This window comes from Amycolatopsis sp. NPDC114484, assembly GCF_055633755.1.
This window is the reverse complement of sequence record NZ_JBVKDQ010000043.1, coordinates 13,492-32,316: the sequence shown is the minus strand read 5'-3', so window position 1 is coordinate 32,316 and position 18,825 is coordinate 13,492. Positions and strand designations below refer to the sequence as shown.

Below are 18,825 nucleotides of genomic sequence, written 5' to 3'. Positions count from 1 at the left end.
CGGCTAAGACCGGACAGCCGCCCGGTTTGTGACAACCCGCCGGAAAAAGGCGCGCTCGTCCCTGGTCCAGCGACAGTCAGGCTTGCGGCGCCTTCGACACCTTCCGCACCACTCGCCGCCGCCCGTCCGCGCGCAGCATCGGCCCGAACCTCAGGCGCGCTTCCTCCGCCAGCTCGGCTCCGAGGTCCACCTCGTACCCGCTCGCCGACGCAGCGACGCGCAGCCGGTCACCCCGCCTGGCGAGCCCGGTGATCCGGTCCCGGGCCACCGCCAGCAACTGCACCCCGTGCGTCAACGGCCGCCGCCCCAGCACATGCCGCACGACCACCAGCTCCTGCCGCGTCAGCACGACGAACGCCGCGGGCCGGGATTGCTGCCACAGCCATCGCCGCGGCAATTCCGGTTCCGCGCCGAGGTAGCGCGCATGCCGGGGATGTCCGAGCGCCACCAACGGCGACACCGGAAGCCGGTCCCAGCCAAGAGCAGGCGGCCCCGCGTGCGCTGGTTCCGCCGCCCCGGGCCGATGCGCGCGCGACCGCGCGTGCGTCAAGAGATCCGCCACCGCGGGCCACGCCCACGAGCGGTAGCGGAAAACCAGTGTCGTGCGGACACCGGTCAACACCAGGCAGGCGTGCTTGCCCGCCATCGCGTGCTCGACCGCGATCAGCTCCGGGTACGGGATCGCGCCGACGATGCGCGGATACGGCAGCTCGTCGACCCACAGCGCCACCCCGCGCGCGCCCGCGCCCAGCGCCTGCTCCGGCGTCCACGCCACGCCGTCGCCCGACGGCCGGGTCGCCGACGGGGCCAGCACCGCCTCGCCCGGGCCGACCAGGTCCGCGAGGTCCTCGGCCGCCGCGCCCGGCCGGGACCAGCGGGAAGGCGGTTTGGTGTCGAGCCGGTCGGCGAGGTCGCGGCCGACCTGGATCTCCCACGGCTCGGCCGCGGCGGTGAGCGCGGCCCGCGCCGAACCGGTGCCGGACATGCGAGCCTCCTGCCGCCGCGGGAGCCGGGCCGGGTGCCCTGTGCTTCCAGCGTATACACCGCCGGGGAGCCGGTCAGCATTCCGGACTTCCCCCGGGTGGGACCCAGATCACCCGATTGCCGCAACCCCGCTTCGGCGATGCGCCCGCACCCGCGCCGCCCCTAGAATCGGCAGCGCGGCACCGTGGCCACACTGTCCTTTGTGGACATGGCGTCGCGCGGCAGCCTGCTTCGAACCTGGAGGGAACCTCGTGTCCGCACCGGAATCCGTGCAGATCGTCACCGCCCGGCGCATCGTGACCATGGCCGGGGCCGAACCCCCGGCCTTCGCGGTCCGCGGCGAATGGGTCGTCGCGCACGGCGCCGTCGCCGACCTGCGCGGCGAGTTCCCCTCGGCGGAAGTGCACGATTTCGGCGACGCCACCGTCATCCCCGGCTTCAACGACGCCCACCAGCACCCGACCGTCGTCGCCGCGCAATCCCTGCAGGTCGACCTCTCGCCGTCCCGGATCCGCTCGACCGCCGACCTCACCGCCGCCCTGCGCGAACGAGCCGCCGCGACGCCGCCCGGAGAATGGGTCATCGGCTGCGGCTACGACTCGTTCCGCAGCAACGGCGGCCGCGAACTCACCCGCGCCGAGCTGGACGATGCCTGCCCGGACCACCCCGTCCTGGTAGTGCACGTGACGCTGCACGCCGGCGTCCTCAACGCCCCCGGCCTCGCCCTGTCCGGCCTCACCGACGCCAGCGAGCCCCCGCCCGGCGGCCACCTCGGGCGCGACGCGGCCGGCCGCCTCGACGGCGTCATCCACGACCAAGCCCTCTACGACCTGGCGTTCCCGGCCTTCACCCCGCGCCCGACGATCGTGCGGGACCCGCCCACCGAAGTATTGGCCGCCGCCTTCACCCGGCACGCCGCCGACCTGCACGCCGCGGGCATCACCTCCGTCGGCGACGCGCTGGTGGGCCGCACCGAATGGCAGATGCTCCGCCACCTGGCCGACCAGGACCAGCTGACTCTCCGGGTGAACGCCCTGGCCGCCTACGACCACTTCGACTACTTCCGCGCCCTCCCCGACACCCCGCTCACTCCGGAAACCCGGCTGCGCCTGGGCGGGGTCAAGACCTTCGCCGACGGTGCCGTCAACGGCGGAACCTGCCTGGTCGAACAGCCCATCGAGGGCACCGACAGCTACGGGCTGGAGCGCGTCTCCGCCGCCCAGCTGGCCGACACCGTGCGGCACGTGCACGACGCCGGGTGGCGAGCCTGCGTGCACGCCAACGGCGACCGCGCGATCCGCCGGGTCCTGGACGCCGTCGACCAGGCGCAAGCCGCCAACCCGCGGCAGGATCCGCGGCACCGCATCGAACACTGTTCCATCATCGACGACGAGATCCTGAAGCGCATGCGCGACCACGGCATGGTCGCGGTGCCGTTCGCGAACTACGCCGCCGCGCACGGGGACAAGCTGACCCAGTACTACGGGGCGGAGCGCGTCGAGCGGATGTTCGCCCACCGGTCGATGCTCGACGCCGGGGTCGCCGTGGCCGGTTCGTCCGACCATCCGTGCGGGCCGTTCCCGCCGCTGTACGCGCTGCGCAGCTGCGTGACGCGCCGCGCTCCGGACGGGGAGCTGTTCGGGCCTTCGCAGCGGATCAGCGTCGAGGCCGCGCTTGGCGTGTATACGACGGGGTCGGCTTACGCTTCCGGCGAGGAGACGACCAAGGGCCAGCTCGCGCCGGGATTCCTGGCCGATTTCGCGGTGCTGGCGGAGGACCCGGGCGAGGCGGATCCGGAGGCGCTGGATCGGGTTCAGGTGCGGGAGACGTGGGTCGGCGGGGAGCGGGTTTGGTCGGCCTAGCGGTTGCGTGGCGGGCGTGCCGTGAGGGCCACCTTCACGGACTCTGAGTCCCTCAGGGTTCCCCTCACGTCCTCCTGGCCACGCCGCGAAGGCCCTGCCTACTACGCGGAGCTAGTACGCCGGAGCGATTCCCGGTGCCTGCTGGCGCTCTCCGCCGCAGGCTCAGCGATCGGCCGCCTGATCGGCCGAATCCGCGCCGCCGACCCGCTCCGGCCGGGGGCGGTGGTCGGCGTGCTGGAGAGCATGCGCGTGGAGCCCGCGCACCGCGGCACCGGCGTCGGAACGGCCTTGACGGACGAGTTCTTCGCACGGGCCCGGGAATCCGGCGCGAATCAGGTCAGCGTCACGGCGTTCGCCGCCAACGAATCCGCGATCAGGTTTTATCGCGGGCTCGGGTTCGCCCCATTCAAACTCACCCTCCACACACCGATCTAGCCCTACAACGTCAAATACCCCTGCGCGAACCCCGCGGCCACCGCCGCCGCGCGGTCGTTTACGCCGAGTTTCGCGTAGACGTGCAGAAGATGCGTCTTCACCGTCGCCTGACTGATGAACAGTTGCTCCGCCGCCCGGCGGTTCGTCGCACCATTCGCGATCAGCTGCAGGACCTCGACCTCGCGGTCCGACAACGGGTCCGCCGCTGGTTGCCGCAGCTGCCCCATCAACCGGGTCGCGACCGTCGGCGACAGCACCGCCTGGCCTTGCGCCGCGGCCTCGACCGCGCGGAAAAGCTCCTCTCGGGGCGCTTCCTTCAGCAGATACCCGGTGGCCCCCGCTTCGATGGCCGGGAGGACGTCGCTGTCGGTGTCGTATGTCGTCAGCACCAGGATCCGCGCGGGGACACCGCGTTTCGCCAGTTCCTTGATCGCCGTCACGCCGTCTGTGCCCGGCATCCGCAGGTCCATCAGGATGACGTCCGGGCGGAGCTGCGCACCCGCGGTGACCGCCGACGCTCCGTCGGCGGCCTCGCCGACCACCTCGAATCGCGGGTCGGCGCCGAACATGCCGCGCAGGCCGTCGCGCACCACCGGATGGTCGTCGACGATCAGCAGCGAGATCATCGTTCGCCTCCGGCCGGAATGGCGGGCACGGCCGCCGAGATCGCCGTGCCCCGGCCCGGTTCCGATTCGACGTCCAGCCGTCCCGCGAGGCGCTGCACCCGCTGCCGCATCCCGGCCAGTCCGAAGCCGCCGTTCGTGGAACCGTTGGCGCGCTTGGCATCCGGCTCGAAGCCGACGCCGTCGTCGCGGACGTCGAGGGTCACCAGGTCCGGCATGTACGACAGGGTCAGGCCGACCCGGTTCGCCCGCGCGTGCTTGGCGACGTTCGACAGCGCTTCCTGCGCGGTCCGCAGCAACGCCACCTCGACGTCGGGGTGCATCGGCCGGGCGTCGCCGGTGGTGGTGAGCACGGCGTCGACGTCGTTGGCCGCCGACCAGTTCCTGGTCACCTCGCCGATCGCCTCCGGGAGCCGGGCTTCGGCGAGCACCGACGGGCCCACGGACTGGACTGTCCGGCGCGCTTCGACCAGGCTCTCCCGGGCCAGGTTCGTCGCGGTCGCCAGGTGCCGGCCCAGCACCGCCGGCTCGGCCGCGGTTTGTTCCGCGGCTTGGAGCTGAGTCAGAATCCCGGCCAGGCCTTGGGCGAGGGTGTCGTGGATTTCCCGCGCCATCCGCTGCCGTTCGTCCAGCACCCCGGCCTCGCGGGCCTGGACCAGCAAGCGCGCGTGCAGCCCGGCGTTCTCGGCCAGCGCGGCCTCCAATTTGAGGTTGACCTCGTGCACTTCCGCCAGCGCCTGCTTCTGCAGGTCATTCCGCCGGTAGGCCATTTCCACGAAATAAAACACCGCACCCGCCAGCGCGACCGAAACCACGCTGACGCCCAGCCACACCCACCACAGATTCTCGGCGGTGATCTTGGCGATTCCGCCGAGGAAAGCCATCGCCGAGATCACCGCGGTGGCCGCAGCGCCTGCGTAACGCCAGTGTCCCGTCAGGTAATCGAAAGCCTGCGGGTAGCCGACGAAGACGAACAGGCAGTACCACGGAGCGAGGGCCGCCAACCCCGCTGATATCGCCAGCAGACCGGCGTAATAACCCGCCATCAGCGAGAGATTCCGGTGCCATTCCCGAGGAAACGAGCGAGACCACAGCAGCCACAACGCGGCCGCGGCGGAAAGCCCGAGAACGACCGGGAACCGCGCTGGCGGCTGCAGCAGAGTAATGGCGACACTCACCGCGAGAAGAACATAAGGCAGCGCAGTGAAGGTCGCCGTCTGTGCTTGTTCCCAGCGGTCGAACTCTTCGCGCAGGTCGCCCTCGATGCCCACCAGTTACTCCCAGCGGAAGTATCGCGCGGCCAAGCCCCCGGCCACGACGAGCCACCCTAGCATGACGCCGAGGTGCAGCAGCTGCGGCCAATTCCCGGAAGCCGTGTCCTGCAAGGCTTGTACGCCCGCGCCGAGCGGCGTCAGGTCGCTGATCGTCAGCAGAACCCGGTTCATGCTCGCACGCGGCACCCAGAGCCCGGCGAAGAACACGAGCGGGAAGAACACCAGCGAACCGACCGCGCTGGCATTCTTGGCCGACGGCGCGAGCGCCGCGACCAGCAGCCCGATCGCGAACAAAGCCAGTGCCAGCAACGCAAAGCTGAGCACGTACGCGGGCAGTTGCCGAGGCAGGCCGACGTCGAACGCCAGCCGCCCGAGCACGAGGATGACCAGCGTCGACGCCGCCGACAGCACGACAGCCATCAGCAGTTGCGCGCCGAGCATGACTGTCGGCTTCACCGGCGTGAGCCGCATCCGCCGCAGCACGCCCTTCTCCCGATACGAAGCGAACAGCTGCGACAGCCCGCTGAGCGAGAACAGCGAAACCCCCATCGCGACCACGATCGGCAGGTACCGGCTGATCATCCGGACGCCGTCCGGACCGGGTTCGCGCAGAGCCGGGACCAGGCCGAGAACGCCGAACAGGATCGGCGAGAACGCGAGCGCGAAGAACACGACGATCGGCTCGCGGAAGAACAGTTTCGTTTCGGTGGCGGCGAGCCGGAACAAAGCGGGCACCGGGATCTCCTCAGGCTTCGATGGGACGGCCGGTGAGCGCGACGAACGCGTCGTCCAGCGTGGTCTGGTCCACTCGCAAGTCCACGACGGCGATCCGGTGGCGGGCGAGCGCGCCCGTCACCGCCAGCAGCAACTCCCCGGATCCGGTGACGACGATCTGGCTGCCCGCCCGCTCGACGGCGGCGACCTCCGGCAGCCCGGTCAGCAACGCGTCGTCCAGTGGCGCGGACACGCGAAACCGGATCCGCTGCCGGTCCTCGACGCGTGAAACCAGCCCGGCCGGACTGTCCACTGCGACGACCTGACCGGCGTCGATGACCGCCAGCCGGTCGCACAGCCGCTCCGCCTCTTCCATGAAGTGCGTGACCAGCAGGATCGTCACGCCCCGCGCGCGGATCCGCTCGACCAGGCCCCAGACGTCGCGGCGGGCCTGCGGGTCGAGTCCGGTGGTGAGTTCGTCGAGCACCGCGACCTTCGGATTGCCGAGCAGCGCGAGAGCGATCGACAGCCGCTGCTTCTGGCCGCCGGAGAGGCTGCGGAACTGGGTGCGGAGCTTGCCGTCGAGAGTGAGGATCTCGGCCAGCTCGCGCCAATCGGCCGGGTCGCGGTAGAACGAGCTGTAGAGCCGGAGCGCCTCGCCGACCTTGAGTTTGTCCGGCAGTTCGCTTTCCTGGAGCTGTCCGCCGAGCACCTGGCGCAGTTCGCCGTCGTCGCGCCGCGGGTCGAGGCCGCAGACCTGGATCGACCCGCCGTCCGGCCTGCGCAGCCCCTCGACGCACTCGACCGTCGTGGTCTTTCCAGCGCCGTTCGGGCCGAGAATCCCGAAAATCTCGCCCGGCTCGACGGCGAAGCTGACGCCGTCGACCACGGCCTGCCCGCCGTACCGCTTGACGAGGTGGTCCACCTCGATGATTGCCATGCCGTCAACCGTGCCGGGCGGTGCCGGTGCGGCGAATCGGCTGCGTGGCCAGACTTTCCGGGCAGCACGGGCGGAGCGGCGGATCAACCGATCGGTCGATGCGCGCCTCAGCCGAGGTGAACGGCCTCCGCCCCGATCGCCGGTTCGACGTGCACCGCCGCCGCGGTCAGCCGGGGGACCACCGCGATCAGCTGGTGTTCCAGGCTGTGCGCCAGTTCGTGCGCTTGCTCGACGGTGAGAGTGTTGCCGACCTGGACGGCGAGTTCCGCGCGCAGGCTGTGGCCGATCCAGCGCATCCGGACCTCGCGGACACCCTCCACTCCGGACACCGCCGCCGCGGTCCGCTCGGCCAGTTCGACGGTCGCCGGGTCGACGGCGTCCATCAGCCGCCGGAAGACTTCCTTGGCCGCGTCGCGCAGAACGAACAGGATCGCGACCGTGATCAGCAGTCCGATCACCGGGTCGGCCGCCGGGAAACCGAGGGCGACACCGAGCGCGCCCAGCACTACCGCCAGCGAGGTGAAGCCGTCGGTGCGGGCGTGCAAGCCGTCGGCGACCAAGGCGGCGGAGCCGATTTCGCGGCCGACGGTGATCCGGTACCGGGCGACGAGTTCGTTGCCAGCGAATCCGACCACGCCTGCCGCGGCGAGCACCCAGAGCTGTTGCACGGGGTGCGAGTGCAGCAGCCGGTCGATCGCCTCGTAGGCGGCCAGCGCGGCTGATCCGGCGATGATCAGCACCACGACGACTCCGGCCAGGTCCTCGGCGCGGCCCAGACCGTAGGTGTAGCGGCGGGTCGCGGCGCGGCGCCCGAGAACGAAAGCGATGCCCAGGGGCAGGGCGGTGAGGGCGTCGGCGAAGTTGTGGATGGTGTCGCCGAGGAGAGCCACCGAGCCGGTGACTGTTACCAAGGCCAGCTGGATGACGGCGGTGCCGAACAGGGCGGCGAACGACCAGGTCAGCGCGCGGATGCCGCGACGGCTGGTTTCGAGGGCGGTGTCGAGGCGGTCGGCGCTGTCGTGGCTGTGCGGGGTGAAGAGGTGCTTGACGCGGTGCCGCCAGGTCGCGTGACCGTGCCCATGGCCGTGACTTGCGGCGGGGCCGCCGTGCCCATGGCCGGAAGCCTGCTCGTGCGCAGGACCAGGGCCGTCCCCCGGCTGCGGACGGTCGCGGCGCGGCTCTGCCATCAGGTACTCCCGGGATGCTCGATGCCAGTCGAGCGGCCGCGTGCGGAGGGCCGCTCGACTGTCAGCATACCTGCGCAGATGCGCAGATAGTCGAGAAGGGACGGTAGCATCGGGACATGCACTCCTCCCTGCCGGACTTCGACATGCCCTCCGACGAACAGGTCCACCTGGCCGCGGAAAGCTTCCGCCTGCTGTCGGACCCGACGCGGATCAAGGTGCTGTGGGCGCTCCTGCAGGGAGAATCGTCGGTGGCCTGCCTCGCCGAACTGGCCGGGGCCGCGCCGACGGCGGTCAGCCAGCATCTGGCCAAGCTCCGGCTCGCGGGCCTGGTGAAAGGCCGCCGCGAGGGGACGTTCGTGTACTACTCCGCCGCCGACGAGCACGTCCGCGGGCTGCTGGCCCAGGCGTTGCACCACGCCGACCACGTGGACCGCGACATCCCGGGCGAACCGGGTGACCACGCCCAGCCGCACCGGCCCCGGATGCGGAACGCCTGAGTCACGCGACCCGAAGCCGCTCCGCCTCCACCAGCTGCCGCAACGGTTCCGGCAGCACGTCCCACACCTCGTCCGCGACGTGCACCGTCTCCCGGCCCAGCACCTCTAGCACCACACCGGCCAAGTGCACGGCCTCCGGATCCGTCAGCTTCCCCCGCTCCGCGATCCGCCCGACGAATTCCGCCAGCTCGAAGCCTCCCTCGACCGGACCGCCGCCCGGGCGCAAGTCCTCGGCCAGCTCGGCCGGCAGCTGCGCGGCCAGACTCGCCGCCGCTTCCGCCGAAATCCGTTCGGACAGCGTCCGCAGCACCACGTGCGCGACAAGTTCGGCGGCACGGGATTCCGCGAGGCAAGCCCGTCTGCGGATCAGCTCGACGATCTCGTTCATCGTCCCCGAATACCCTCCGCAACCGTCCGGTTAGCCGGGCCGCCACCGGGTATCAGCGAGGCATGGACCATTCAGCGACGTCTCCCGCACCGGCCGAGCAGGCGCAGAACGCGCTGCGCCGGCTCCGTCGCGAAGCCGGTGCCGGCGGCTACGAATCCCCCGCGGAGCTGTACCGGACGCTCGGCTCGCTGAGCCTCCTCGCCGACGACCTCTCCGAACTGCTCCCCGACCTGTGCGGCCAGCTGGAGGACGCGCTGCTCGCCGGGCGCGTGCGGCATCGCGCGGCCGATCCGCAGGAAGCCTGCGACGCGGTCGCCTCGGCGGCGCACAGCATCTCGGTCGCCCGCTTCACCGCGCTCCTGGTCGGACAGGAAATCGAGAAAGCGCAGAGCGCGATCCGCGATCTCGCCGCCGCCTGACGCCGTTTTGCCCCGTTCCAGACGGGTACCCGGCGAGCAAAGCGCTGCACGGAGAAAGGAGCACGATGACCGACAGCGATCCCGCCGAGCCCGAAACGCTCGAGCAGTCCGAGTCCCTCGACGAGGACGAACTGCGGGTCGACCCGTTGGAGGAGGGTGTCGAACCCGCTGAACGCTGGAGCCCGGCGGTCCAGCAGGCCACGACCCCCGCCGAGGCGCGCGAAGGCGCACCGCTCAGCCGCAGGCTTGCCGAGGAACGGCCAGACGTCCAGCCCGTGCCGAACCCGCCTGACGACGAAACGCTCGCCCGCGCGGAAGCGGCCCCGCCGGAGGATCTTCCGCAGCGCCGGGCGGACCCGGACCCCGGCGAGCAGGCCGACGAAGCCGGGGGTTCCGTCGCGAAGTCGCTTCGCGAGCAATAGCAAGGGAATCCGCAGGGGCCGTGGCGGAAAGGAGACCTCGTGCTGACGGTCGCCACCCGTCCGGTCGTCGCCGTGCTCAAGCTGAGCTACCTGGCATCGCGGGGTTCTTCGTGCGGGAAACCGCGCACGGTGGGCACGACGCGCGTCGTCTGGCCGTTCAGTTCGAGCACGGTGCTGAACAGACAGGTCGCCTTGGTCATCGCGCTCAGCGGAGGCCGCCCCCGCGGCTCACCGCACAGCGGCCAGCCCCGACTCCCCCACCGGCATCGCCTTCTCGTAGACCCGCACAGTCTCCTGCGCGATGCGGTCCCACGAGTACCTCGCCCGGACCCGCTCCTGCCCCGCAATCCCCAGCGCCTCCAATTCGGCAGGCTCGTCCAGCAAAGCCCGCAACCGCACCGAAAGCCGGACCGGATCTCGCGGCGGCACCAAGCATCCGGTGATCCCGTCCACCACCGTGTCGGTCAACCCCCCGACTGCCGCGGCGATCACCGGCACCCCGCACGCCATCGCCTCCAGGGGAACGATCCCGAACGGCTCGTACCAAGGCGTGCACAGCACCGCGTCCGCCGAACGCAGCAACGCTGGCATCTCGTCCCGGCTGACCTGACCCGTCAAGTGAACCCGGTCCGCCACCCCGAGCCGGTCCGCCAGCCGCCGCAACCGCTGCGCTTCCGGGTCCCGCGCGAGCGCCTCGGAAGGCGGTCCGCCCGCGATCACCAGTTCGGTGTCCGGAACCCTCGGCAAGGCAGCGATGGCCAGGTCGAAACCCTTGCGCGGCACCAATCTCCCCACCGACACCAACCGTTTGGGCGCGCTTCGCGGGGCGACCGGGCCGCTGACCCCGAACCGGTCCGGATCGACCCCGCACGGCACCACCGAGATCCGCTGCCGGGGCACCCGCTGCCGGGCGAGTTCGAACACCTCGTCCGAGCAGGTGGCGAGAATCCGGTCGACCTGCTTGCCCACCATCCGCTCCAGCCGCGTCCGGTCCGGCGGGCTCGTGTCCGCGTCCCCCAGATGCCGCCGCTCGACTACGCCCAGCGTGTGAAAGGTCTGCACCGTCGGCACCCCGGCCTCCCGCGCGGCGAGAACGGTCGCCACGCCGGACATCCAGAAGTGCGCGTGCGCCACCTCCGGCGGCTCCTCAGTCCACCGATCCCGCAGCCAGCTCCCGAATTCCCCCATGTGCGGCAAAAGCTCGTCCTTCGGCAGCCGGCGCGCGGGGCCGGCCGGGACGTGGACAACGCGATAGCCCGCCGGCGTTTCCACCGAGGCAGGCGCGTCCGGATCGGCGCGTCGCGTGTAGACAGTCACTTCGTGGCCGCTGCGCGCCAACGCCGCCGACAGGTCCGCCACGTGCACGTTCTGGCCGCCCGCGTCTTCCTCTCCCGGCGCGACGAGCGGGCTGGCGTGTTCGGACACCATCGCGATCCTCATCAAATTCCTTCCACAGCGGGGACGGGTTCGGGGTGCCCGGCACCTGCGGGCAGCACGTCGGCACCAGGCACGCGGACGCTGCGGCGCGGTTCGCCGATCATCGCCGCGCCCGCTCGCCATACGGGCTCGGAATACTCGCGCCCGTCGTGGACGAACGCGTCAGCCCACGATCCGGGCACGTGCCAGAGCGGGATCCTCATGGGCCGGGTTTAGCCGCGCGGATCCGACGTTAAACCAGACCCCGTCCTGGGTATCCCGGTCAGTTCTCGCCGCGGAAGTTGTCCCCCAGTTGCGGATGCCCGCGCTTCGACCGGCCCTCCTCGTCCTCCAGCGGACTCTCCGGTCCGGGCCACCGGGGCGGACGTTCTTCGTCGTGGTCGGCCTCGGCGCGGCGCGGGTTCGCGGGCCGCGGTTCCGGGGGACGCTCGTCGGTCATGCCGCCTCCAGCACAGACGGTGAGGTCCGGAGCGCTCGCGATCCAGGTCGGAGGCCCGCGAACCCCGGCAGAACCTCCTCCTCCCGGCCGCGTACCCACGAGATCCCCGGCGAAACCTCGAGCCGCCAGTCACAGAAGGTCGCGCGGAACCCTCCGATGCCAGTTCCTCGACACCAGCCGCCGCTCGCCCTAGTACCCGTCCAGCCAGTCTCCCGCTCGAAGGTCACCGTCCACGACGTTTCCGCGGCGGGGAACAGAAGTCGTCCGCGGTCCACGTGCAGCGCTCGTGCACGTCCCGGGTGATCTCCAAGCCGATGTCGTCGTACCGGATGGCGCCGGAGTTCCTCACGACGTCCAGCGCCGAGTGGTACTCGACCAGATCCCCGCGCCACCGCCCACTTCTGCTCCGGCCGGCTCACCTGCGTGGCCGGGATCGGCGGAGCCCCCTCCGGCTGTCCGGATATTCCGCCGGTGCCGCACTCGCGCTGTCGATCGCGAGGCGCCGGGACGAGGGCAAGCCGCAGCCGAAACAGACCATCCTGATCTCGCCGTGGCCGGACATGACGCTGCGAGATCCGATCTCGGTCGTGCCGGACGAGCACGACCCGATGCTCGGCATCACCGGCCTGCGCGAGGCGGGCCGGAGGTACGCCGATCCGCACGACCCGCGGATCAGCCCGCTGTATGCGGATCTGACCGGGCCCGGACCGTTCAGCCTGTTCATCGGCACCCGAGACGTCCTCCTGCCCGAAGGCCGCCAGGCCCGCAGCCATCTGGAACGCATCCTCCGCCGCTGACCGCGGGGTCACTCCAACGGCAGCGGCACGCCGCGACGACTTGTCCGGTAGTCGTCGCGCCGTGCCACTGACCCGTCCTCGTTCCGGACAATGTGGACAGACCGCCGAGCTTTCGCCATATGCCGTCCCGTTTTCACCGCTTCCTCACGGGACTTCGCCGTGTTCGCCGCGCGCTGGCGCCCCTCCACGCGGTTCTTCCACAGATGGTTCTCATACCGCGTCTCGACATCGCCGTCCACCTTCGGTCCTTCCGTTCAGTCCTCGAACTCGAAACGCAGCCGCTCGCCTTCCTCCGGCGTCCTCGAAGCCCTGCTTGTCCCGCACGGGAAACGCCAATTCCGACGAAAAGCCCTTCACCGGCTTCAGCCACATAGGGAAGTCCACTCCCGGCGGCGGCCGCGGATCCCCGTCCAGGTCGACGATGCCGAACGTCTCGCCTTCGAGCACCGCGGCACCTGCGGAAGGCCGTGTTCCCCGCACAGCAGCGGTGCCATGGTGGCGGCCGGAAAGTCCCACTAGGACACGATCGCGGCCGGTTCGCCGTCGAAATCGGTCAGCTGCTGGCGGGCTTTCTCCCTCAGGTCCGGGAAGTCGATCTCCCCGTGCCGCAGTTCGTCCGGGCTGAGCAACGGGCGGAACCGCAGCCCGGCCGCGGACGGGAGTCTTCTCAGGATGCGCTCGTTCTCCTCGTCAAGACCGAGCACGAACACGTCGTCCGTCATTTTCGGCTCTTCCGGCCAATCAGCTCTTCCGGCCGGTCAGCGCGTCGCGGATCTTGTCGACGAACGCCGCGCCCGGCGCGAGGACCAGGTTCGCTGGCGGCTTGCTCGGCGCGTGGGGATGCGGCCGGGTCGGCGCGATCTTCTTCGCCGCCAGCACCCGCTCTCCCAGCCGGTCCAGCTCCTCGGCCGAACACGCGTCGCGCAGCCGCGGCAGCAGGTCGTTTTCCTCGTCCTTGATGTGGTGCCGGACGTCGGCGATGAGCTTGCCGAGCAGCTCCTCGAACTCCGGCTCGCCGGGGTTCTTGCGCTCCAGCCGCTTCATCACCTTCTCGGCCTCGGCGTGCTCCTCGATCTCGTGGTCGGCGATCTCGTCGCCGTCGTCGAGGTACTCGCGCGCGGCCGGGTACATCAGCTGCTCCTCGGCGACGGAATGCCGGACCAGCTCGGCGATCACGTGGTCGACCACGTCTTTCCGGTTTCCCGCCTCGGGTTCGCTCTCGAGTTCGACGAAGACCCGCTCGACGTCGCGGTGGTCGTCGGTGATCACGGTGATCAGGTCGGTTCGGGTGGGTGCGGCCATGCTGCCTCCTCGGTGTCGGGAAAGCTCCGGTTACCCGTTGCGCCGCAGGGCAATCACCGAACGCGAAACTGCCGGATCGCTGCCGAGGGTCTCCAGCGGCTCCGAAATCCGGCGAACCCCGCGTCGCGGAGCCCCCCGGCGCGATCAGGACCCGCCGGGCTTTCCCCGTTCCCGCACCGTGTTCCGCAGCGAACCGATCCCGGAAATCGCCACCTCCACCACCTGCCCGGGGGCCATCGGCCCGACCCCGGCCGGGCTGCCGGTCAGCAGGACGTCACCGGGCTCCAGGGTGATCCAGCGGGTCACGAACGCCAGCAGCTCGCCGACCCCGAACACCATGTCCCCCGTCGATGCCTCCTGGACCAGCTCGCCGTCCAGCCAGGTGGTGACGGTCAGCGCGGCCGGATCCGGCACCTCGGTTTCGATCCACGGCCCGAGCGGGCAGAACGTGTCCGCGCTCTTCGCGCGCGCCCACTGCCCGTCGCCGCGCCAGTCGGCGGCGGTGACGTCGTTCGCGCAGGTGTAGCCGAGCACGAACTCCCGGAACCGCTCCGCCGGGACGTCCCGCGCGGTCCGGCCGACCACTACCGCCAGTTCCCCTTCGTACTCCAGGCAGCCGACCTCCGCCGGGCGAGGATCTCCCCGGCCGGGCCGAGCACCGCATTGGGGGCCTTCAGGAACAACGCGGGCCGCTCCGGCCACGGCCGTCCTTTCTCGGCGATCTGGCCCGCGTAATTGCTGCCCGCGCACACGATCGTCCGAGGAACGCAAAGCGGCAGCAGCGGCACGTCGGCCAGTTTCACCACCGCGTCGCCGGGGCCGTCGCCGGAAAGCTCGTGCACCGTCTCCCCGACGACGACACCCCGGCGAACCTCGTCGGCCAACCTGTAGCGGATTATTCGCACGGCTTCATCGCTTCCCGGACGAGTTCGACCGGATGCCACGCCGTCCGCCCGGCGCCGTGAAAGATCTGCTGCCGGCAGGAGACCCCGGTCGCGGCGACGACGGTGTCCGGGTTTTCCTTGGCCAGCGCGGGAAACAGCCGTTCTCCCCCGATCCGCATCGACGTCTCGTAATGCTCGGCCTCGAACCCGAACGACCCGGCCATGCCGCAGCAGCCCGAGTCGATCTCCTCGACCTCGGCACCCGGGATCCGGCACAACAGCGCCATCGTCGCCGCGGTGCCGACCTCGGCTTTCTGGTGGCAGTGGCCGTGGAACACGATCCGGCGGCCGGCGAGCCACGAATCCTCCCGCAGCGTCAGCCGTCCCTCGTCGATCGCGGCGGTCAGCAGCTCCTCGACCTGCCGCACCCGGTCCGCCAGTGCCGGTCCGGACAGCATCGCCGGATGCTCGTCCCGCAGCATGAACAGGCACGACGGTTCGCAGCCGACGATCGGCGACCCGGGCGGAGTGTTCGCGCTGATCGCCTCGACCAGGCCCTGCGCCTTCTTCTTCGCGTCGTCCACCAGGCCTTTGGACAGGCTCGACCGCCCGCAGCACCCGCCGCCGGCCAGTTCGACCTTCCAGCCGGACAGTTCCAGCAGCTCGATCGCCGCGCGGCCGACGTGCGGTTCGGTGAACGTGGTGAAGGAGTCCGCGAGCCAGTTCACCGTGCCCAGCGGGCCGGGAACCGCGTCGCGGCGACGGAACCAGCGCACCAGGTTCCGCCGCTCGAAGCGAGGCAACGGACGTTCGGCGGTGATCCCGAGCGCCCGGTCCGCCAGCCGGCGCAGGAAACCGATCCGGCCGGGCAGGTTCGACAACGGCGCGGTCGCCGAGCCGAGCCGGTTGAGCGCGCGGATCGAGCCGAAAACCCGCGACCGCAACGGAACGCCGTGGGTCTCGTGCTGCTGGGAGAGCGCCTCGGCCTTCAGCGAGGCCATGTCGACGCTCATCGGGCATTCGCTCTTGCAGGCCTTGCACATCAGGCACAGGTCCAGTACCTCGTGCAGCCGCCCGTCGCCGAGCGCCGCGCGCGGGTCCGGCTCGGAGAGGGCCTTGACCAGCGCGTTCGCCCGGCCGCGGGTCGAGTCCTCCTCGTTCTTCGTGGCCATGTAGGACGGGCACATCACCCCCGACCCCGATTTGCGGCACAACCCGATGTTCATGCACCGGTCCGCCGCGCCGCGCATCCCGCCGACGACCTCGAACGGCAGCGAGGTGCGCAGCGGCGCGGCGGGCGGGAGGCTGTCGCGGTCCCGCAGGTTCTCGGTCATCGGCGGCGCGTCCACGATCTTGCCGGGGTTCAGCACTCCCGCCGGGTCGAAGAGGCCTTTGACCCGTCGCATCGCCTCGTACAGCTCGGGACCGAAGATCTCCCGGTTGAATTCGCTGCGGGCGAGACCGTCGCCGTGTTCGCTGGAATTGACGCCGCCGTATTCGGAGACCAGGTCTTTGACCGCCTCGGCGACCGCGCGCATTTTCACGACCTCGGCGGGCTTCGTCAGGTCGACGAACGGCCGGATGTGCAGGCAGCCCACCGAACAATGCCCGTAGAAACCCGCCTCCATCTCGTAGTCGTCCAGGATTTCCTTGAACCGCTTGGTGTAGTCGGACAGATGCAGCGGATCGACGGCCGTGTCTTCGACGAACGCGAGCGGCCGCCGGGTGCCCTCGCCCGCGGCCATCAGCAGGCCGAGGCTCGACTTGCGCACCTTCAGCAGCGCGCCCTGTTCGGCGGCGGTCACCGCGCGAAGCGTGTGGTACCCGTGCCCGTTGCGCCGCCACAGCTTTTCGAGCCGGTCCAGTTTCGCGTTCAGTTCCGCCTCGTCGTCGCCGCTGAAGGAGACGAACAGCAGAGCGCCGGGGTCGCCGACGAGGCTGTTCCCGAGGTCCGCGTACTCCAGTTTCCGCCGGGACAGTTCCAGGATCGTCCGGTCCATCAGCTCGACCTGGTGCGGATCGCAGCTCAGCGCGTCCGTGGTGGCCGCGATCGCGCCCGGCGTGTCGGCGAAGTGGCCGACGGCGTAGAACGTGTGCGCCGGCTTCGGCACCAGATCGACCAGCGCGTGCGTGGCGATCACGAGCGTGCCCTCCGCTCCGACCACGAACTTCGCCAGGTCGAACGCGCCGTCCACCAGCCGCTCGAGCCGGTAGCCTCCCGCGCGCCGCCAGAACACCGGCATGTCGGCGGTGATGACCTCCCGGTTGGCCTCGACCAGTCCGGGCAGGTCGCGATAGATCCGCCCGGCCAGGGTGTCCGGCCGGGCGCGGCGGTTCCGTTCGTCCTCGTCGACCGGTTCGAACCGGGTCCGCGTCCCGTCGGCGAGCACGACGTCCAGCGCGCGCACGTGGTCGATGGTCATCCCGTAGGTCAGCGATCCGCTGCCCGCGGAGTTGTTCCCGATCATGCCGCCGACGGTCGCGCGGTTGCTCGTGGAGGTGTCCGGGCCGAACATCAGCCCGTGCTCGGCCGCCGCCCGGTTCAGCTGGTCCTGGACGACGCCGGCCTCCACCAGCGCGGTGCGCGCGACCGGGTCCAGGTCGAGGATTTTGTTCAGGTGCCGGGAGAAGTCGAGCACCAGGCCCGGCCCGACGGTCTGCCCGGCCAGGCTCGTCCCCGCGCCCCGGGGCACGACCGGCACCCCGTGCTCGGCGGCGATCCGGACGGTCACGGCGACATCGCCGGCGTCGAGCGGGAACACCACGCCGAGCGGCATCATCGAATACATGCTGGCGTCGCGGGAAAAGAGATGGCGGGTGTAGTCGTCGAACGAGACTTCACCGGCCACAGCGGACCGCAGCGCCCGTTCGACCGCAGCGGAGTCAGTCATGAGATTCCTTTCGACACCGGCGACTTCACCGGCCCGCCGGTCGGCGCGTCGGCGCGCATTCGCTTGCGCAGCGGGAAGATCAGCAGCGCGGCCATCGCGAAGACCACGCCGAACAGCACCTGGGTCAGCACGTATCCGCCGCTCACGTCGGTCAGCCAGCCGCCGAGGTACGGGCCGAAGAAGCTGCCGAGGTTCCCGATTCCGTTGATCAGCCCGATTCCCGCGCCCGCGGCCGCCGCCGGGGTCAGCTTGGTGACGGTCGCCCAGAACGGGCCGTACCACGCGATGGACGCCGCCGTGCCGAGCACCATCGCGCCGAGCACCAGCCATTTCTGCTGCGCCGAGATCACGCTCGCCCCGCACAGGATCACCGCCCCGGCCACCAGGACCCAGCAGGCGTGCGACACGTGCCCGCCGCGCCGGTCCGCCGAACGGCCGACCATGATGATCGCGATCCCCGCCGCGACCTGCGGCAGCATCGCCGCCAAACCGACCTGCAGGTCAGTGTGGAACGCCTGTTTCAGCACACTCGGCAGCCACAGGCTGAAGCCGAGCAGGCCCATCTGCGTCAGGGTGTAGACGAGCGCGAACCGCCACACGATCCGGCTGCCGAGCGCGGCCCTGATCGACGGCCGTTCCGCCGGTTCCCCGGCGACCTTCCGCGACTGGTCGAGGTACGCGCGTTCCTCCGGCGACAGCCATTTCGCCTTGGCCGGGCGGTCCTGCATCACCGCGAGCCACGCGATGAGCCCGACGATCAGCGGCGCGCCGCCCTGGATGACGAACATCCAGCGCCAGTCGGCGACGGTCAGCAGGATCCCGGACAGCGGTGCGGCCACGATCGCCGCGATCGGCGTGTACAGCTTGAAGATCGCGAACGCCCGGCTGCGTTCGGCGAACGGGAACCACGCGCGGATCGTGGCCATCAGCGCGGGCTGGACGCCGCCCTCGGCCACGCCGAGCAGGAACCGGGACAGCAGCAGTTCGCCGAAGGTGGTGGTCACGCCCGAGGCCATCGCGGCGAGGCTCCACAGCACCATGAGGATCGCGACCCACCGTTTCGCGCTCCAGCGCTCGGCGAGGTACCCGCCGGGGATCTGCAGCAGCAGGTAGCCCCAGAAGAAGATGCCGCTCGCCAGTCCCTGCTGCGAGCCGCTGAGGTGCATGTCGGTCTTGAGGTGCGGCAGCGCGAAGCTGATGTTGGTCCGGTCGATGTAGCAGATGACGTAGATGAACACGATGACCGGCAGGATGTGCGTCCATCGCTTCTGCCGCGACAGCCGCTGGAAAAAAGACGTCCGCTCGTTCAACGGCCTACCTCCTTGTAGGC

Annotated in this window: 23 protein-coding genes; 6 read left to right on the top strand and 17 right to left on the bottom strand. The window is 70.6% G+C overall.

Going from position 1 to position 18,825, the window contains the following annotated elements; genetic code table 11:
- Positions 1-76: 76 nt before the first annotated feature.
- The gene (locus ACZ7SW_RS44885; RefSeq protein ID WP_470236487.1) at positions 77-985 is read right to left on the bottom strand and encodes a hypothetical protein; all 909 of its coding nucleotides are present in this window, start codon (positions 983-985) and stop codon (positions 77-79) included.
- A gap of 250 nt (positions 986-1,235) precedes the next feature.
- Between ACZ7SW_RS44885 and ACZ7SW_RS44880 the strand changes: the two genes are divergently transcribed.
- Positions 1,236-2,846: an amidohydrolase gene (locus ACZ7SW_RS44880; protein ID WP_470236486.1), complete on the top strand. Its 1,611-nt coding sequence runs from the start codon at positions 1,236-1,238 to the stop codon at positions 2,844-2,846.
- Between the two features lie 21 nt (positions 2,847-2,867).
- Positions 2,868-3,281: a GNAT family N-acetyltransferase gene (locus ACZ7SW_RS44875; protein WP_470236485.1), complete on the top strand. Its 414-nt coding sequence runs from the start codon at positions 2,868-2,870 to the stop codon at positions 3,279-3,281.
- 2 nt (positions 3,282-3,283) lie between these two features.
- Here ACZ7SW_RS44875 and ACZ7SW_RS44870 read toward each other — a convergent pair whose 3' ends face one another.
- From ACZ7SW_RS44870 to ACZ7SW_RS44850, 5 genes are all read right to left on the bottom strand, one after another.
- The gene (locus ACZ7SW_RS44870; protein ID WP_470236484.1) at positions 3,284-3,907 is read right to left on the bottom strand and encodes a response regulator; all 624 of its coding nucleotides are present in this window, start codon (positions 3,905-3,907) and stop codon (positions 3,284-3,286) included.
- A complete protein-coding gene (locus tag ACZ7SW_RS44865; RefSeq protein ID WP_470236483.1) occupies positions 3,904-5,175 on the bottom strand; it encodes a sensor histidine kinase in 1,272 nt (423 codons plus the stop codon). The genes ACZ7SW_RS44870 and ACZ7SW_RS44865 overlap by 4 nt, the downstream gene beginning before the upstream one ends.
- Before the next feature lie 3 nt (positions 5,176-5,178).
- Positions 5,179-5,913, bottom strand: a complete 735-nt coding sequence (locus tag ACZ7SW_RS44860) for an ABC transporter permease (protein ID WP_470236482.1) — start codon at positions 5,911-5,913, stop codon at positions 5,179-5,181.
- 10 nt (positions 5,914-5,923) lie between these two features.
- Positions 5,924-6,832: an ABC transporter ATP-binding protein gene (locus ACZ7SW_RS44855; protein WP_470236481.1), complete on the bottom strand. Its 909-nt coding sequence runs from the start codon at positions 6,830-6,832 to the stop codon at positions 5,924-5,926.
- A 107-nt stretch (positions 6,833-6,939) separates the two neighbouring features.
- Entirely contained in the window at positions 6,940-8,019 is a 1,080-nt protein-coding gene (locus ACZ7SW_RS44850) for a cation diffusion facilitator family transporter (RefSeq protein WP_470236480.1), read from the bottom strand.
- A gap of 116 nt (positions 8,020-8,135) precedes the next feature.
- Between ACZ7SW_RS44850 and ACZ7SW_RS44845 the strand changes: the two genes are divergently transcribed.
- The gene (locus ACZ7SW_RS44845; RefSeq protein WP_470236479.1) at positions 8,136-8,516 is read left to right on the top strand and encodes an ArsR/SmtB family transcription factor; all 381 of its coding nucleotides are present in this window, start codon (positions 8,136-8,138) and stop codon (positions 8,514-8,516) included.
- 1 nt (position 8,517) lies between these two features.
- Here ACZ7SW_RS44845 and ACZ7SW_RS44840 read toward each other — a convergent pair whose 3' ends face one another.
- Positions 8,518-8,904 (bottom strand): DUF2267 domain-containing protein, encoded by a 387-nt coding sequence (locus ACZ7SW_RS44840; protein ID WP_470236478.1) that lies wholly within the window; start codon positions 8,902-8,904, stop codon positions 8,518-8,520.
- 62 nt (positions 8,905-8,966) lie between these two features.
- Between ACZ7SW_RS44840 and ACZ7SW_RS44835 the strand changes: the two genes are divergently transcribed.
- The gene (locus ACZ7SW_RS44835) at positions 8,967-9,323 is read left to right on the top strand and encodes a hypothetical protein (RefSeq protein WP_470236477.1); all 357 of its coding nucleotides are present in this window, start codon (positions 8,967-8,969) and stop codon (positions 9,321-9,323) included.
- Positions 9,324-9,388: 65 nt separating this feature from the next.
- Positions 9,389-9,745 carry a hypothetical protein gene (locus ACZ7SW_RS44830; RefSeq protein ID WP_470236476.1) on the top strand — a complete coding sequence of 119 codons (357 nt, stop codon included), beginning with the start codon at positions 9,389-9,391 and terminating at the stop codon, positions 9,743-9,745.
- Between the two features lie 228 nt (positions 9,746-9,973).
- On the opposite strand, the gene ACZ7SW_RS44825 is transcribed toward ACZ7SW_RS44830, so the two are convergent.
- From ACZ7SW_RS44825 to ACZ7SW_RS44815, 3 genes are read right to left on the bottom strand one after another with little or no spacing between them, the layout of a single operon-like run.
- Positions 9,974-11,185: a glycosyltransferase gene (locus tag ACZ7SW_RS44825; RefSeq protein WP_470236475.1), complete on the bottom strand. Its 1,212-nt coding sequence runs from the start codon at positions 11,183-11,185 to the stop codon at positions 9,974-9,976.
- Complete coding sequence (locus ACZ7SW_RS44820; RefSeq protein WP_470236474.1) at positions 11,185-11,385, bottom strand: hypothetical protein; 201 nt, start codon at positions 11,383-11,385, stop codon at positions 11,185-11,187. The genes ACZ7SW_RS44825 and ACZ7SW_RS44820 overlap by 1 nt, the downstream gene beginning before the upstream one ends.
- Before the next feature lie 59 nt (positions 11,386-11,444).
- Positions 11,445-11,621 (bottom strand): hypothetical protein, encoded by a 177-nt coding sequence (locus tag ACZ7SW_RS44815; RefSeq protein ID WP_470236473.1) that lies wholly within the window; start codon positions 11,619-11,621, stop codon positions 11,445-11,447.
- Between the two features lie 299 nt (positions 11,622-11,920).
- Between ACZ7SW_RS44815 and ACZ7SW_RS44810 the strand changes: the two genes are divergently transcribed.
- Complete coding sequence (locus tag ACZ7SW_RS44810; protein WP_470236472.1) at positions 11,921-12,418, top strand: alpha/beta hydrolase fold domain-containing protein; 498 nt, start codon at positions 11,921-11,923, stop codon at positions 12,416-12,418.
- An 8-nt stretch (positions 12,419-12,426) separates the two neighbouring features.
- On the opposite strand, the gene ACZ7SW_RS44805 is transcribed toward ACZ7SW_RS44810, so the two are convergent.
- The 7 genes from ACZ7SW_RS44805 to ACZ7SW_RS44775 form a co-directional block, all read right to left on the bottom strand.
- Positions 12,427-12,657 (bottom strand): DUF2188 domain-containing protein, encoded by a 231-nt coding sequence (locus ACZ7SW_RS44805; protein ID WP_470236471.1) that lies wholly within the window; start codon positions 12,655-12,657, stop codon positions 12,427-12,429.
- Between the two features lie 276 nt (positions 12,658-12,933).
- Positions 12,934-13,140, bottom strand: a complete 207-nt coding sequence (locus ACZ7SW_RS44800) for a hypothetical protein (RefSeq protein ID WP_470236500.1) — start codon at positions 13,138-13,140, stop codon at positions 12,934-12,936.
- Between the two features lie 19 nt (positions 13,141-13,159).
- Positions 13,160-13,720 carry a hemerythrin domain-containing protein gene (locus ACZ7SW_RS44795; protein ID WP_470236470.1) on the bottom strand — a complete coding sequence of 187 codons (561 nt, stop codon included), beginning with the start codon at positions 13,718-13,720 and terminating at the stop codon, positions 13,160-13,162.
- Positions 13,721-13,864: 144 nt separating this feature from the next.
- On the bottom strand, positions 13,865-14,305 hold the full coding sequence (locus ACZ7SW_RS44790; RefSeq protein WP_470236469.1) for a fumarylacetoacetate hydrolase family protein: 441 nt from the start codon (positions 14,303-14,305) through the stop codon (positions 13,865-13,867).
- The gene (locus tag ACZ7SW_RS44785; RefSeq protein WP_470236468.1) at positions 14,305-14,604 is read right to left on the bottom strand and encodes a hypothetical protein; all 300 of its coding nucleotides are present in this window, start codon (positions 14,602-14,604) and stop codon (positions 14,305-14,307) included. Before ACZ7SW_RS44785 ends, ACZ7SW_RS44790 begins: the two co-directional genes overlap by 1 nt.
- 11 nt (positions 14,605-14,615) lie before the next feature.
- Complete coding sequence (locus ACZ7SW_RS44780) at positions 14,616-17,495, bottom strand: FAD-binding and (Fe-S)-binding domain-containing protein (protein ID WP_470236467.1); 2,880 nt, start codon at positions 17,493-17,495, stop codon at positions 14,616-14,618.
- Positions 17,492-18,805, bottom strand: a complete 1,314-nt coding sequence (locus ACZ7SW_RS44775) for an MFS transporter (RefSeq protein WP_470236466.1) — start codon at positions 18,803-18,805, stop codon at positions 17,492-17,494. Before ACZ7SW_RS44775 ends, ACZ7SW_RS44780 begins: the two co-directional genes overlap by 4 nt.
- Positions 18,806-18,825: the final 20 nt, after the last annotated feature.

What these genes read in the sequence shown, in the direction of transcription:
- ACZ7SW_RS44885 (WP_470236487.1), bottom strand. Translation starts at nt 985, where the DNA reads ATGTCCGGCACCGGTTCGGCGCGGGCCGCGCTCACCGCCGCGGCCGAG.
- ACZ7SW_RS44870 (WP_470236484.1), bottom strand. Translation starts at nt 3,907, where the DNA reads ATGATCTCGCTGCTGATCGTCGACGACCATCCGGTGGTGCGCGACGGC.
- ACZ7SW_RS44855 (WP_470236481.1), bottom strand. Translation starts at nt 6,832, where the DNA reads ATGGCAATCATCGAGGTGGACCACCTCGTCAAGCGGTACGGCGGGCAG.
- ACZ7SW_RS44850 (WP_470236480.1), bottom strand. Translation starts at nt 8,019, where the DNA reads ATGGCAGAGCCGCGCCGCGACCGTCCGCAGCCGGGGGACGGCCCTGGT.
- ACZ7SW_RS44845 (WP_470236479.1), top strand. Translation starts at nt 8,136, where the DNA reads ATGCACTCCTCCCTGCCGGACTTCGACATGCCCTCCGACGAACAGGTC.
- ACZ7SW_RS44840 (WP_470236478.1), bottom strand. Translation starts at nt 8,904, where the DNA reads ATGAACGAGATCGTCGAGCTGATCCGCAGACGGGCTTGCCTCGCGGAA.
- ACZ7SW_RS44835 (WP_470236477.1), top strand. Translation starts at nt 8,967, where the DNA reads ATGGACCATTCAGCGACGTCTCCCGCACCGGCCGAGCAGGCGCAGAAC.
- ACZ7SW_RS44830 (WP_470236476.1), top strand. Translation starts at nt 9,389, where the DNA reads ATGACCGACAGCGATCCCGCCGAGCCCGAAACGCTCGAGCAGTCCGAG.
- ACZ7SW_RS44825 (WP_470236475.1), bottom strand. Translation starts at nt 11,185, where the DNA reads ATGAGGATCGCGATGGTGTCCGAACACGCCAGCCCGCTCGTCGCGCCG.
- ACZ7SW_RS44820 (WP_470236474.1), bottom strand. Translation starts at nt 11,385, where the DNA reads ATGAGGATCCCGCTCTGGCACGTGCCCGGATCGTGGGCTGACGCGTTC.
- ACZ7SW_RS44815 (WP_470236473.1), bottom strand. Translation starts at nt 11,621, where the DNA reads ATGACCGACGAGCGTCCCCCGGAACCGCGGCCCGCGAACCCGCGCCGC.
- ACZ7SW_RS44800 (WP_470236500.1), bottom strand. Translation starts at nt 13,140, where the DNA reads ATGACGGACGACGTGTTCGTGCTCGGTCTTGACGAGGAGAACGAGCGC.
- ACZ7SW_RS44795 (WP_470236470.1), bottom strand. Translation starts at nt 13,720, where the DNA reads ATGGCCGCACCCACCCGAACCGACCTGATCACCGTGATCACCGACGAC.
- ACZ7SW_RS44780 (WP_470236467.1), bottom strand. Translation starts at nt 17,495, where the DNA reads ATGACTGACTCCGCTGCGGTCGAACGGGCGCTGCGGTCCGCTGTGGCC.